The organism is Achromobacter marplatensis, assembly GCF_049060505.1.
Classification (GTDB): Bacteria; Pseudomonadota; Gammaproteobacteria; order Burkholderiales; family Burkholderiaceae_B; genus Achromobacter; species Achromobacter marplatensis_A.
Map to the genome: position 1 here is coordinate 521166 of NZ_JBMGRB010000004.1, position 13404 is coordinate 534569.

The following is a 13404-nucleotide window of genomic DNA, read 5'->3' on the forward strand; positions in this document are numbered from 1 at the left end:
ATTTTTTATGGGCCCCTCTTGCCGCCATGAACGCCCCACTCGCTAGCCACATCTTGAACGGGGCGATGCCGCCCGCAGCACCCGCGCGATTGCGCGAAATTCCCTACAACTACACGTCGTTTTCCGACCGCGAGATTGTCGGCCGGCTATTGGGCGAAGACGCCTGGAGCCTGCTGTCCGACCTGCGCGGCGAACGCCGTACCGGCCGCTCCGCGCGGATGCTGTACGAAGTGCTGGGCGACATCTGGGTCGTGCGCCGCAATCCGTATCTGCAGGACGACCTGCTGGACAATCCCAAGCGCCGCAAGCAGCTCATCGACGCTTTGCACCACCGCTTGGGTGAGATCGACCGCCGCCGCGAACCGGGCACGCCCACCGAGGAAGGCCACGATCCGCGCCGTGACGAAAAGGTCGTCGGCCTGCTGGCCCGCGCCCGTTCCGCCATCGCCGCTTTCGAGGGCGAGTTCGACCAGACCACCATGATGCGCAAGCAGGCGCAGAAGGTGCTGGGCCGCATCACGGCGCGCGACAACATCAAGTTCGACGGCTTGTCGCGCGTATCGCACGTGACGGACGCGACCGACTGGCGCGTGGAATACCCCTTCGTGGTGTTGACGCCGGATTCCGAAGACGAGATCGCCGCGCTGGTCACGGCCTGTATCGAGCTGGGGCTGACCATCGTCCCGCGCGGGGGCGGCACCGGCTATACGGGCGGGGCCATCCCGCTGACGTGGAAGTCGGCCGTCATCAACACCGAGAAGTTCGACAAGCTGGGCAAGGTCGAGTCCTGTATCTTGCCCGGGCTGACCGAGCCCGTGGCCGTCATCCATGCCGGCGCCGGCGTGGTGACCAAACGGGTGTCGGAAGCGGCCGAGGCCGCCGGCTTCGTGTTCGCCGTGGACCCGACGTCGGCCGAAGCGTCCTGCGTGGGCGGCAACATCGCCATGAACGCGGGCGGCAAAAAGGCCGTGCTGTGGGGCACCGCGCTGGACAATCTGGCCTGGTGGCGCATGGTCGATCCGGACGGCAACTGGCTGGAAGTCACCCGCCTGGAGCACAACATGGGCAAGATCCACGATGTGGAGCTGGCCCGTTTCGAACTTAAGTGGTTTGACGGCAAAGGCAAGCCCGGCGAACGCCTGCTCAAGACCGAAACGCTGGAAATCAAAGGCCGCGTGTTCCGCAAGGAAGGGCTGGGCAAGGACGTCACGGACAAGTTCCTGGCGGGCCTGCCGGGCATCCAGAAGGAAGGCTGCGACGGCCTGATCACGTCCGCGCGCTGGGTGTTGCACCGCATGCCGCGCCACACGCGTACGGTCTGCATGGAATTCTTCGGGCAGGCGCGCGACGCCATCCCGTCGATTGTCGAGGTCAAGGGCTACCTGGACGGCGAAGGGCGCGCGCGCGGCGCCATCCTGGCCGGGCTGGAACACCTGGACGAACGCTATCTGCGCGCGGTCGGCTACGCCACCAAGAGCAAGCGTGGCGTGCTGCCCAAGATGGTCCTGATTGGCGACATCGTCGGCGACGACGATGATGCCGTGGCCGCTGCCGCCAGCGAAGTCGTGCGCCTGGCCAATACGCGCCATGGCGAAGGCTTCGTGGCCGTCAGCCCCGAGGCGCGCAAGAAGTTCTGGCTGGACCGCTCGCGCACTGCCGCGATCGCGCGCCACACCAACGCCTTCAAGATCAACGAAGACGTGGTGATTCCGTTGCCCCGCATGGGCGAATACACGGATCACATCGAACGTATCAACATCGAGCTGTCGACCCGCAACAAGTTGAAGCTGCTGGGCGCGCTGGACGCCTACCTGTGCACCCCGCTGCCGGTGGGCAAGGCCGACGACGCCGATATCGAAAGCACCCGCGCCGAAGTGCTGGCCGATCGCACGCGCCAGGCGCTTGAGCTGCTGGGCAGCGTGCGCCAGCGCTGGCAATGGCTGCTGGACAACCTGGACCTGCCGCTGGCGCAGGCGTTGCCGGACCTGCAGGAACTGGGCCTGGGTGACGTCCATGCCACGCTGACGGACCGCTTGGCCGCGCAGCCCACCGCCCGCGTGTTCGACATCGTGCAGGACCGCACGATCCGCGTGTCCTGGAAGGTCGAAGTGCTGCCGGGCCTGCAGCGCGCGTTTTCGGGCGCCGCTTACAAGAAGATCGTGGATGAACTGATCGCCATCCACGGCCGCGTGCTGAAGAGCCGCGTATTCGTGGCGCTACACATGCACGCCGGCGACGGCAACGTGCACACCAACATCCCGGTCAACTCGGACGACTACGAAATGCTGCGCGAGGCCCATCAGGCCGTCGACCGCATCATGCAGATCGCCCGCGACCTGGACGGCGTGATCTCCGGCGAGCACGGCATCGGCCTGACCAAGTATGAATTCCTGACCGAAGCCGAACTGGCGCCGTTCCAGGACTACAAGCGCCGCGTGGACCCCAACGGCCACTTCAACGCCGGCAAGCTGATGCCGGGCGCCGACCTGCGCCACGCCTGGACGCCCAGCTTCAACCTGATGGGCCACGAGTCGCTGATCATGCAGCAAAGCGACATTGGCGCCATCTCGGACTCCATCAAGGACTGTCTGCGTTGCGGCAAGTGCAAGCCGGTGTGCGCCACCCACGTGCCGCGCGCGAACTTGCTGTATTCGCCCCGCAACAAGATCCTGGCGACGTCGCTGCTGGTTGAAGCCTTCCTGTACGAAGAGCAGACCCGGCGCGGCGTCAGCCTGAAGCACTGGGAAGAGTTCGAAGACGTGGCCGATCACTGCACCGTCTGCCACAAGTGCTACAACCCCTGTCCCGTGGATATCGATTTCGGCGACGTGTCGATGAACATGCGCGCCGTGCTGCGCCGCATGGGCCGCAAGTCGTTCAATCCGGGCACGGCCAGCGCCATGTTCTTCCTGAACGCCAAGGATCCGGCCACGATCAATGCCACCCGCAAGGCAATGGTGGGCGTGGGCTACAAGGTTCAGCGCGCGGCGCATGACTTGTTTTCCGGCCTGGTGAAGAAGCAGACGGCCAAACCTCCCGCCACCGTCGGCAAGCCGCCGCTGCGCGAGCAGATCGTGCACTTCGTGAACAAGAAGATGCCGGGCGGGCTGCCCAAGCAGGCCGCGCGCAAGCTGCTGGACATCGAAGACGCTAACTACGTCCCGATCATCCGCGATCCCAAGGGCACGACGGCGGATACGGAGGCGGTGTTCTATTTCCCCGGTTGCGGTTCCGAACGCCTGTTCTCGCAAGTCGGCCTGGCCACGCAGGCCATGCTGTGGCATGCAGGGGTGCAGACCGTGCTGCCGCCGGGCTACCTGTGCTGCGGCTATCCCCAACGCGGCAACGGCATGACGGACAAGGCCGAGCAAATCATCACCGACAACCGCGTGCTGTTCCACCGGGTCGCCAATACGCTGAACTACCTGGATATCAAGACGGTGGTGGTCAGCTGCGGCACCTGCTACGACCAGTTGTCGGGCTATGAATTCGACAAGATATTCCCGGGCTGCCGTCTGATCGACATTCACGAGTACCTGCTTGAAAAGGGCATCAAGCTGGAAGGCGCCAAGGGTGTGCGGTACATGTACCACGACCCCTGCCACACACCGATGAAGCTGCAGGAGCCGATGAAGACGGTGCGCGCCCTGGTGGGTGACGACGCCGTCAAGAGCGACCGCTGCTGCGGCGAGTCAGGCACCCTGGCGGTGAGCCGGCCGGACATCTCCACGCAAGTGCGCTTCCGCAAGCAGGAAGAGCTGCTGAAGGGCGACGCCGCGCTGCGCAGCGACGGCTTCACGGGCGACGTGAAAGTGCTGACCTCGTGCCCGTCCTGCTTGCAGGGCCTGTCGCGCTATGAAGGCGACGTCAAGATGGAAGCCGACTACATCGTTGTCGAAATGGCCCGCCACATCCTGGGTGAGGGCTGGATGGAAGACTACGTGAAGCGCGCGAACGCCGGCGGCATCGAGCGGGTGCTGGTGTAGGTATCGTCCCGGTCCCCGGTGTCGGTCTGGGTGGGGTGCTGGGGCGGTGAGGGGGCGGTGATGGGTTGCGCGCGTTGCGGCGTCCGTGATCCCGCCCGCCGCCCCGCGCGCTCCACCCATCCTACAAGGCAAGGCCATCATCCGCAGGAGCGGTAAAGCGCAAAAGCCGGTGTAAAGCGCAAGCCGCCGTAGGATAAATAAACCGCGCAAGTCGCCCGTAGGATGGGTGGAGCGCGAAAGCGGGTGCAGAAGAACCCACGCGCCGATCGCGCGCAACCCATCATCCGGCAAAAAAAACGCGGCCCGCAATGGCCGCGTTTTTTTTACGTCTTGCCGGATCATTCCAGCTTGATGTTCGCCTTCTTGATGACGTCGGCCCAGGCGCTACGCTCTTGCTCGGCATACGCCTTGAAATCCTGGGCGGACATCGGCATCGGGATCACGCCCATGTCCAGCATCTTTTGCGACACGGCCGGGGTTTTGAGCGTGGCGTCCAGGTCGGCCGACAGCTTCTTGACCACGGCTTCCGGCAAGCCGGCGGGGCCGACCAGGCCTTGCCACGCATAGGCCGTGAAGTTGGCCACCCCTTGTTCGGCCATCGTCGGCGCGTCGGGCAGCACGGACACGCGTTCCGGCGTGGCGGCGGCCAGGACGCGCAGCTTGCCGGCCTTCACGTTGGGCAGGCCCGAGGCCAGGTCAATGAACATCACGTCGACCTGTCCGCCCAGCAGGTCCTGGATGGCGGGAGCGGCGCCTTTGTAAGGCACGTGCAGCAGGTTGGCGCCCGTGCGCTGCTTGAAGAGCTCCAGCGCCAGGTGGTGGGGCGAGCCCGCGCCGGCCGAGGCCGCCGTCAGCTTGCCTGGTTCTTTCTTTGCGGCGGCCAGCACGTCGTCGACCGTCTTGTACGGCGAATTGACGTTCACGGCCAGCAGCAGCGGGAACTTGGCGATGCCGCCGATGTAGGTGAACTTGGCCGGGTCGTAGGACAGCTTGGCGTACAGCGACGAGTTGAACGCCAGCGTGCCGGAGTCGGCCGTGCCGATCAGGTAGCCGGTGGGCTCGGCTTGCGCGATGGCCGTGGCGCCGATGATGGTGGCGGCGCCGGGACGGTTTTCAACGACGATGGTCTGGCCCAAGGGCTTTTCCAGCCCACTGGCGACCGTGCGGGCCACCACGTCGGTGCCGCCGCCGGCGGGGTAGGGCACGATCCAGCGGATCGGCTGCGTGGGCCAGGATTGGGCGGAAGCCGTGGCGGCGGCCAGCGACAGGGCGGCCAGCGCCAATAGGCGCCGTGCGGGGTTTTGCATGGGGTGTCTCCTCGTGCGGGGTCTGTATTGAGCGCGACGCCGGCGGCAATCGAGTCTTGCGCCGTCAGTATGCGTCGCTTTTTTTGCGACGCTATTATGCCTCGCGTTGCGACCGGAAAGGCGGCGTCATGCCTCCCGGTTTTCCCGCACTGCACCACGTGGCCGGCTACTGCGGATCGGGGTAGGTGCGCGCCCCGAAGATCGCCGTGCCGATACGCACTTCCGTCGACCCTTCTTCGATCGCCAGTTCGAAGTCGCCGCTCATGCCCATCGACAACCGGTCCAGCGAGATCCCGGCGATGCCTTCGGCCCGCAACTGGTCGCGCAGCTCGCGTAGCGCGCGAAAGCAGGCGCGGACTTCCTCGGGGTCGGGCGAATTCACGGCTAGCGTCATCAAGCCCTTGACCCGCAAGGTGGGGAATTCGGCGGCGATGCGGCGCAGGAACGCGCCCACGTCGCCCGGGGCCATGCCGAATTTGCTGGGTTCCGCCGAGGTCTTCACCTGCACCAGGACGTCCAGCGTGCGGCCTTCGTTCAGCAGCCGGCGGTGCAGCGCTTCGGCCAAGTCGGGCCGGTCCAGGGACTGGACCTCGGTCGCGTCGCGGGCGGCGTCTTTCGACTTGTTGGTCTGCAGGTGCCCGATCAGCACCCATTCCAGGCCCTGTCCGCTCAGCGCGGCGGCTTTCTGGCGAATCTCCTGCGTCTTGTTTTCGCCAAATCGGGTCAGACCCAGCGCCATGGCTTCGCGGATCGCGTCCACGTCGAAAGTCTTGCTGACGGGTAACAACACGACGCTGTCGGGCGCGCGTCCGGCGCGCGCGCACGCGCGGGCGATGCGTTGCTGGATCTGGGCAAGGCGCCCGGCCATGGTGTCTACGACGGTCATGCAGCTCTCTTGCAGGAACAGGATGTCCCATAGTGTAGGACTGCGCACGATCGTTTCGCCACACTGGCCGCTTTCGCCGTTGACCCTGCGTAATCGGCAGGCTTAGAATTTATAGAGATTTGTTTATATTTCAATGTTCTATGCCACCTGTGCCGCCCGCCGGACGACACGGTTTCCCACCTTTCCAGTCCCCCGCCATGTCCAGCGCTGCGCCAGAATACGCCTTTGCCACGCCTTTCCTGAATCCCCCCGCATCTCCCATCCGATCGCTCATGCCCTACGCCATGCGGCCGGGCACGATTTCGCTGGCGGGCGGCTATCCCGCGCAAGAACTGTTCGATGTGGAAGGCCTGTCCATCGCGTCGACACAGGTAATGGCTCGCCTGGGCGCCTGCCTGCAATATTCCAATATCGATGGCCAAGCCACCCTGCGCCATGAATTGGCGCGTCTGTCCGCGGCGCGTGGCTTGCAGTGCAACGCCGACACGGAACTGATGGTGACGGGCGGGTCGCAGCAGGCGCTGGCGCTGCTGACGCGCGTGATGCTGCAACCCGGCGATCACGCCATCATCGAATCGCCCGCCTTCCCGAATTCCGTCCAGGCCTTGCGCTACACGGGCGCCACGGTGCACACCGTGCCCTCCGGCCCGGACGGCATCGACGTCGACGCGCTGGACGAACTGGCCGGCCGGATCAAACCCAAGATGGTCTGCGTGGTGGCGTCGTTCTCGAACCCCTGCGGCGCGACGCTGACGCGCCAGCGCCGCCTGCGGCTGCTGGAACTGGCGGTGAAGCACCGCTTCCTGATCGTCGAAGACGATCCTTACAGTGAATTGCGCTTTGCCGGCGAGGCCGTGCCGCCCATCGCGGCTCTGGCTGAAGGCGAAGCCCGCCATTGGGCGGTGTATCTGGCCAGCATGTCCAAAACGATGGCCCCCGCGCTGCGCATCGGCTGGCTGGTCGCCCCGCCCGAGATCCGCCGTCGCTGCGTCGGCGCCAAGGCCGCCGACGACATGGCCTCGTCCGCCTGGATTCAGGAAGTGGTGGCGCAGTACCTGGCCAACGGCCGCTACGAAGAGCATGTGCCGCGCATCCGCGCCGCCTACGGCCTGCGCTGCGACGCGATGGCCGATTCGCTGGCCCGCGAACTCAACGGCCGCGTCCGGTTCAGCAAGCCCGAAGGCGGCATGTTCTTCTGGGCGCGCCTGACGGGCGACGTGGATGCCACGCGCCTGTTGCCTTACGCAATCGAGCACGAAGTGGTTTATGTGCCCGGCAAGGCCTTCTACGCCAATGCGGACCAGGCCGACCTGTTCGCCATGCGCATGTCGTTCGCCACCATGAACGAAACCCAGATTGCCCAAGGCATGGTCCGGCTGGGCCGCGCGCTGGAGGCCTGCGAAGCCAACGAACCCGTGTCGATTTCGCTGGCGGCTTAGGCAACGCTTTCTTGCGGCTTGGGCTGTAAGCGATGGCGGCGTGATCGCGGCTTGATCCGGGCCAAGCCTGCCCGCGCAAGCCGTGGGTATGCTGGAGCCCAGTCTGGCCGTGCCCGCATCGGGCGGCCGATGGGCATACCTAAATAAGCGCTTGTTATTTGGCGTGGGCGCTTCATATCTATAAGCTTCTCGCCTTGGCGCGTTCCCGCGCCCGGCATAACAGGAATCCAGGTCATGAACATTGCAAAAGGGTTGGCGGGCGCGGCGCTCTTGATGGCGGCGGCGCAAGGCGCGCAGGCGGCAACACTGGACGTCGTGCGTCAGCGCGGCGCAGTGGCTTGCGGCACGACCACGGGCTTCGCGGGCTTTTCGGCGCCCGACGCGCAAGGTAAATGGCAGGGGCTGGACGTGGACCTGTGCCGCGCGATCGCCGCAGCGGTCTTCGGCGACGCCGACAAGATCAAGGTGGTGCCGTTGAATTCGCAGCAGCGCTTTACTGCGCTGCAATCCGGCGAAGTCGACGTGCTGACGCGCAACACCACTGTGACGCAGCAGCGCGATACGGCGCTGGGCATCATCCACGCCGGCATCAACTTCTACGACGGCCAGGGCTTTCTGGTGCCCAAGTCGTTGGGCGTGAAGAGCGCCAAAGACATCAACGGCGCCACGATCTGCCTGCAGACCGGCACGTCAAACGAGAACACGCTGGCCGACTGGGCGCGCGCCAACAACGTGACCTACAAGCCGGTGGTGATCGAGACCTTCAACGAAGTGGTGAACGCGTTCGCCGCAGGGCGCTGCGACGTCTTTTCCACGGATGCCTCGGGCCTGGCTTCCATCCGGATCTCGAAGCTGCAGAATCCCGACGATTACATCGTGCTGCCCGAGATCATCTCGAAAGAGCCGCTGGGGCCCTTCGTGCGCCAGGGCGACGATGCTTGGTTGAACATCGTGCGCTGGTCGCTGTCGGCAATGATCGAAGCCGAGGAATACGGCGTCACGTCCAAGAATGTGGATGAACAGGCCAAGAGCGCCAACCCCAACATCAAGCGCATCCTGGGCGTCACGCCCGGCGGCGGCGCCAACCTGGGGCTGAATGAAAAATGGGCCTACAACATCGTCAAGCAGGTGGGCAATTACGGCGAAAGCTTCGAGCGCAACGTCGGCCAGGGTAGCCCGCTGAAGATCAAGCGCGGCCTGAACGCGCAGTGGACGCAGGGCGGTTTGATGTACGCATTGCCGATTCGCTGATTGCTGATGGGTTGCGCGCGCTGCGCAACGATATCCTTGCCTAGGGATTCTCGCGCTCCACCCATCCTACGGTCCTGCGGCACACCGCCCATCCTACGGGCATGCGGCACACCCCCCCTCTTACGGGCATGACCTGACTCTGTAGGATGGGTGGAGCGCGGCATGGCTTGCCGCTATCGGGCTGACGCGCAGCGCGCGCAACCCATCATCCCCGGCGATACAACTGCGCGATCTTCACGAAGGCGCTGCGCAATTCGCGCGTGCCTCCCTGCAGGATCACCGGCCGCCCCCGGTGCGTAAACACTACCAGCCGTTTTGAGAACAGCATGGGCACGAAGCGTGCGTAACGCACGTCTTCCCAGGCAACTTCGCGGCGGGTGAACCAGGTCTGGCGCAGGCCGCGTTCATCGATGGTGGTGATCGACGTCTGCATGTGCCAGGACACGAACAGCAGGCCCACGAAGCACAGCACCACCACCACCGCCAGCACGGTATCGAAGGGCTGCGCGGGCGCGCGGATGGCGGTCGTCACCACCTGCACGCCCAGCACCGCCAGGATCACCCATGCCAGGATGCGCACCCAGTCGGGCCATGCCTGGCCCGACAGCGGCAGCGGGCCGATCTCGCGCAGCAACGCCGCGCGGTCTTCCATGGCGGGGGCGGTGTCAGGCGTGCTCATGCGGCCCGTTTGGCGGCGATCGCGTTGCCGGCCCGGCTGGAGCCCTTGCGGTTCAGGTGGGCCGACATCCATTGGCCGATGTCGACCACGGCGTCAAAGTCCACGCCGGTGTCGATGTCCAGGCCGCGCAGCATGTAGAGCACGTCTTCGGTGGCGACGTTGCCGGTGGCGCCCTTGGCGTAGGGGCAGCCGCCCAGGCCGGCGACGGACGTGTGGAAGATGGAAATGCCGGTTTCCAGCGCGGCCAGAATGTTGGCCAGCGCCTGGCCGTAGGTGTCATGGAAGTGGCCGGACACGCGGGCCGGGTCCACCACGCGGGTGACCGCCGCCATCACGTCGCGCACGCGCTGCGGCGTGCCCACGCCGATCGTGTCGGCCACGTCGATCTCGTCGACGTGCATCGCCAGGTAGCGCTGTGCCACGTCAACCACGGACTCCACCGGGACGTCGCCCTGGTAGGGGCACCCCAGCGCGCAACTGATGCTGCCGCGCACACGGATGCCGGCCTCGCGCGCGGCTTGCACCACGGGCTCGAAGCGGGCGATGGACTCGGCGATGGAGCAGTTGATGTTCTTTTGCGAGAACGCTTCGCTGGCGGCGCCGAAGATGACGATCTCGTCCGCGCCAGCGGCCAGCGCGCCTTCAAAGCCCTTCATGTTCGGGGTCAGCACCGAATAGATCGTGCCGGGCCGGCGTTCGATGCGCGCCATCACGTCGGCGCCGTCGGCCATCTGCGGCACCCACTTGGGCGACACGAACGACGCGGCTTCCACATTGGGGAAGCCTGCGGCGGCCAGGCGGTTGACCAGTTCCACCTTGACGTCGGTGGGCACGAATTCCTTTTCATTCTGCAGACCGTCGCGAGGCGACACCTCGACGATCTTCACGCGGGAGGGCAAAGCCATGTCTCTTCCTGGTTCGGTATTGGGTGACGCGGCGCGCAAGGCTGCGGCGCTTGCGTCAATATTAGCGCCATCGCACTGCAGTTCGCTTACGCCGAGCGGGCAATGCGGCCCTACTTCAGCCGTTGGTAGCGGCCGTCATCCAGGCGGGCGACACGGCCTTGCAATTCCAGTTCGACCAGTTGTGCTTGGAGGTCGCCCGTGTTCAGTGTCAGACGCGTTTGCAAGGTGTCCAGGTGCAGCGGGTCGAAGCCAAGCGCTTCCAGTACGGGATGGTCGGGCAGTGGGGCCTCGGGCCTGGGCGCGACGCGCACGGCGGGGGTGGGGCCGGCGCCCAGTTCATCGGTGATGTCGGCTGCGGTTTCCACCAGCTTGGCGCCTTGGCGGATCAGCGCATGGCAGCCGCGCGACAAGGGGGAATGGATAGAGCCAGGAATGGCGAAGACCTCGCGCCCGCTTTCGCCGGCCAGCCGCGCCGTGATGAGCGAGCCGCTTTGCTTGGCCGCTTCCACCACCAGCACGCCGCGCGCCAGGCCGGCCACAATGCGGTTGCGTTTGGGAAAGTGCGGCGGCAAGGCCCCTGTGCCCAGCGGAAACTCGGAAACCAGTGCGCCATGCGCCGCGATGCGGTGCGCCAGGTCGCGGTGGCGGGCGGGGTAGATGCGATCGATGCCGGTACCCATGACGGCCACCGTGCCCGCGCCTTCCGGACCGGCGTCCAGCGCGCCTTCATGTGCCGCCGCATCGATGCCCAGTGCCAGTCCGCTGACGACGCGCCAGCCGTGCGCGGCCAGGTGGCGGGCGAAGGCGCGGGCGTTTTCCTGGCCGCCGGGCGTGGCGTTGCGCGCGCCGACGACGGCCAGCGATGGGCCTTGCAGATAGGCCGGGTCGCCAGCGACATAAAGCAGGATGGGCGGATCCGCGATGGTCAGCAGGCTCTGCGGATAAGTGGGGTCGGCCAGCGTCAGGATATGCCGGCCGGGGGCGCTGACCCATTCCAGCGCGTTGTCCACCTGCGCCGCCATGTCTTCGGGCATGGGCGCGGCCAATTGCCGCGCCAGCGCCTCGGGAACATGGCGCACCAGCGCCGTGGCCCGTTGCGCGTAAATTTGTTCGGGCAGGCCCAGCGCGCCCAGCAGCATGCAGGCGGTGGCGGACCCGATATTGGGTTCCAGGGACAGCCGCAGCCAGGCGGCTAGTTCGGCGGAAGAATGCGTAAGCGGCATGAGGCAAGCGCGTAAGGCGTCGAAGGGTGCATGAGTGTCGCATGCAAGGCGGGCGAGCCCTGCGGGAGCGGGACCGAACTGTCGCGCTGGCCGCGCCGCGCGGGGGCTTATTAAACCGGGGACGCAGCAATGTCCGTAATGCTCGACTTAGCCGAAAACTATTAGAAATCAAGACTCTAATGAATTAAACTCTTAGCTAAGCATCAATTACTGGCGATACCCCTTCAATGGCTTTACTTCCTATCCTTCGCTATCCGGACCCGCGCTTGCACAAAAAGGCCAAGCCGGTAGCCGAAGTCGACGACCGCATCCGTCAACTGGTGCGCGACATGGCCGAAACCATGTATGACGCGCCGGGCGTCGGCCTGGCCGCGACCCAGGTCGACGTGCACGAACGCGTCGTCGTGATCGACGTGTCCGAGGACAGCAACGATTTGCTGACCCTGATCAACCCCGAGATCACCTGGCGCAGCGACGACTACAAGATCTACGAAGAGGGCTGTCTGTCCGTGCCCGGCGTCTACGACGAAGTCGAACGCGCGTCGCGTATCCGCTGCAAGGCGCTGGACATCGACGGCAAGCCGTTCGAGTTCGAAGCCGACGGCCTGCTGGCCGTGTGCGTGCAGCACGAACTCGACCACCTGGAAGGCAAGGTCTTCGTCGAATACCTGTCCAACTTGAAGCAGAACCGCATCAAGACCAAGCTGAAGAAAGCCGAGCGCGAAGCGCTGCGCGACTGACCTAAAGTCCCTTCCCCAACCCGCTTGCTTTGTTCTTCATCCCATGCGCCTAGTCTTTGCCGGCACGCCGGAGTTCGCCCGTATCGCCTTTGATGCCTTGCGGGCCGCAGGTCACGACATTGCTCTTGTCATGACGCAGCCCGACCGCCCGGCCGGACGAGGGCTGAAGCTCTCGCCCAGCCCGGTCAAGCAGGCCGCGCTGGACGCGGGCATCCCCGTCGCCCAGCCGCGCAGCCTGCGGCTGGACGGCCGCTATCCCGACGAAGCCGCCGAGGCCCGTGCGCTGCTGGAACAGGTGGCGCCGGATGTCATGGTGGTGGCGGCCTACGGCCTGATCCTGCCGCAGTGGGTACTGGACCTGCCGCGCCTGGGTTGCCTGAATATCCACGCCAGCCTGCTGCCGCGCTGGCGCGGCGCGGCGCCCATCCAGCGCGCCATCGAAGCTGGCGATTCGCAGACAGGCGTGACCATCATGCAGATGGACCAAGGCCTGGATACCGGCGACATGCTGCTGGAGCGCGTGGTGCCCATTTCGGCCGATACCAATGCGGCGCAATTGCACGACGCATTGGCCCAGGCCGGCGGCGAGGCCATCGTTGAGGCGCTGGCCGCATTGGCCCAAGGCGGCCTGACCCCGACCAAGCAGCCCGAAGCCGGCGTGACCTACGCCGCCAAGCTGGACAAGGCGGAAGCAGCATTGGATTGCACCCAATCGGCTGAATTGCTGGAACGCCGTGTGCGTGCCTTCAATCCGGTGCCCGGCGCCAGTATCCGCCTGCCCGGCTTGGCCGACCCGGTGAAGGTCTGGCGCGCGCAGGCGCTGGCGTCGTCAACGGCGGGGGAGCCCGGCAGCGTGTTGCGCGCCGATGCCGCGGGAATCGATATCGCCACGGGCAATGGCGTGCTGCGCCTGCTTGAATTGCAGAAAGCGGGCGGCAAGCGTCAGGCGGTAGACGTCTTCTTGCGCGGCTGGCAGCCGGCCTGAACG

The 13404-nt window shown here is 65.8% G+C and carries 10 protein-coding genes; 5 read left to right on the forward strand and 5 right to left on the reverse strand.

Going from position 1 to position 13404, the window contains the following annotated elements:
- The first annotated feature begins 26 nt into the window (after positions 1-26).
- Positions 27-3986 (forward strand): DUF3683 domain-containing protein, encoded by a 3960-nt coding sequence (locus ACI0FO_RS13525; RefSeq protein ID WP_416027333.1) that lies wholly within the window; start codon positions 27-29, stop codon positions 3984-3986.
- Between the two features lie 338 nt (positions 3987-4324).
- Here the strand turns inward: ACI0FO_RS13525 and ACI0FO_RS13530 are convergent, their stop codons facing one another.
- Together ACI0FO_RS13530 and ACI0FO_RS13535 are read right to left on the reverse strand one after the other, a co-directional pair.
- Positions 4325-5293: a Bug family tripartite tricarboxylate transporter substrate binding protein gene (locus tag ACI0FO_RS13530; protein WP_416027335.1), complete on the reverse strand. Its 969-nt coding sequence runs from the start codon at positions 5291-5293 to the stop codon at positions 4325-4327.
- 166 nt (positions 5294-5459) lie between these two features.
- The gene (locus ACI0FO_RS13535; RefSeq protein WP_416027414.1) at positions 5460-6179 is read right to left on the reverse strand and encodes a YggS family pyridoxal phosphate-dependent enzyme; all 720 of its coding nucleotides are present in this window, start codon (positions 6177-6179) and stop codon (positions 5460-5462) included.
- Positions 6180-6376: 197 nt separating this feature from the next.
- Here ACI0FO_RS13535 and ACI0FO_RS13540 point away from each other — a divergent pair, with 197 nt between their 5' ends.
- Positions 6377-7618 carry a PLP-dependent aminotransferase family protein gene (locus tag ACI0FO_RS13540; protein WP_416027337.1) on the forward strand — a complete coding sequence of 414 codons (1242 nt, stop codon included), beginning with the start codon at positions 6377-6379 and terminating at the stop codon, positions 7616-7618.
- A 234-nt stretch (positions 7619-7852) separates the two neighbouring features.
- The gene (locus ACI0FO_RS13545; protein ID WP_416027338.1) at positions 7853-8869 is read left to right on the forward strand and encodes an amino acid ABC transporter substrate-binding protein; all 1017 of its coding nucleotides are present in this window, start codon (positions 7853-7855) and stop codon (positions 8867-8869) included.
- Positions 8870-9074: 205 nt separating this feature from the next.
- On the opposite strand, the gene ACI0FO_RS13550 is transcribed toward ACI0FO_RS13545, so the two are convergent.
- From ACI0FO_RS13550 to dprA, 3 genes are all read right to left on the reverse strand, one after another.
- A complete protein-coding gene (locus ACI0FO_RS13550; RefSeq protein WP_416027340.1) occupies positions 9075-9548 on the reverse strand; it encodes a hypothetical protein in 474 nt (157 codons plus the stop codon).
- Entirely contained in the window at positions 9545-10453 is a 909-nt protein-coding gene (locus ACI0FO_RS13555; protein WP_416027342.1) for a hydroxymethylglutaryl-CoA lyase, read from the reverse strand. Before ACI0FO_RS13555 ends, ACI0FO_RS13550 begins: the two co-directional genes overlap by 4 nt.
- 110 nt (positions 10454-10563) lie before the next feature.
- Positions 10564-11676: a DNA-processing protein DprA gene (gene dprA / locus ACI0FO_RS13560; protein WP_416027344.1), complete on the reverse strand. Its 1113-nt coding sequence runs from the start codon at positions 11674-11676 to the stop codon at positions 10564-10566.
- 227 nt (positions 11677-11903) lie between these two features.
- Between dprA and def the strand changes: the two genes are divergently transcribed.
- Entirely contained in the window at positions 11904-12416 is a 513-nt protein-coding gene (gene def / locus ACI0FO_RS13565; protein WP_105555932.1) for a peptide deformylase, read from the forward strand.
- A gap of 43 nt (positions 12417-12459) precedes the next feature.
- Complete coding sequence (gene fmt / locus ACI0FO_RS13570; protein ID WP_416027346.1) at positions 12460-13401, forward strand: methionyl-tRNA formyltransferase; 942 nt, start codon at positions 12460-12462, stop codon at positions 13399-13401.
- Positions 13402-13404 lie beyond the last annotated feature (3 nt).

What these genes read in the sequence shown, in the direction of transcription:
- ACI0FO_RS13525 (WP_416027333.1), top strand. Translation starts at nt 27, where the DNA reads ATGAACGCCCCACTCGCTAGCCACATCTTGAACGGGGCGATGCCGCCC.
- ACI0FO_RS13530 (WP_416027335.1), bottom strand. Translation starts at nt 5,293, where the DNA reads ATGCAAAACCCCGCACGGCGCCTATTGGCGCTGGCCGCCCTGTCGCTG.
- ACI0FO_RS13535 (WP_416027414.1), bottom strand. Translation starts at nt 6,179, where the DNA reads ATGACCGTCGTAGACACCATGGCCGGGCGCCTTGCCCAGATCCAGCAA.
- ACI0FO_RS13540 (WP_416027337.1), top strand. Translation starts at nt 6,377, where the DNA reads ATGTCCAGCGCTGCGCCAGAATACGCCTTTGCCACGCCTTTCCTGAAT.
- ACI0FO_RS13545 (WP_416027338.1), top strand. Translation starts at nt 7,853, where the DNA reads ATGAACATTGCAAAAGGGTTGGCGGGCGCGGCGCTCTTGATGGCGGCG.
- ACI0FO_RS13550 (WP_416027340.1), bottom strand. Translation starts at nt 9,548, where the DNA reads ATGAGCACGCCTGACACCGCCCCCGCCATGGAAGACCGCGCGGCGTTG.
- ACI0FO_RS13555 (WP_416027342.1), bottom strand. Translation starts at nt 10,453, where the DNA reads ATGGCTTTGCCCTCCCGCGTGAAGATCGTCGAGGTGTCGCCTCGCGAC.
- dprA (WP_416027344.1), bottom strand. Translation starts at nt 11,676, where the DNA reads ATGCCGCTTACGCATTCTTCCGCCGAACTAGCCGCCTGGCTGCGGCTG.
- def (WP_105555932.1), top strand. Translation starts at nt 11,904, where the DNA reads ATGGCTTTACTTCCTATCCTTCGCTATCCGGACCCGCGCTTGCACAAA.
- fmt (WP_416027346.1), top strand. Translation starts at nt 12,460, where the DNA reads ATGCGCCTAGTCTTTGCCGGCACGCCGGAGTTCGCCCGTATCGCCTTT.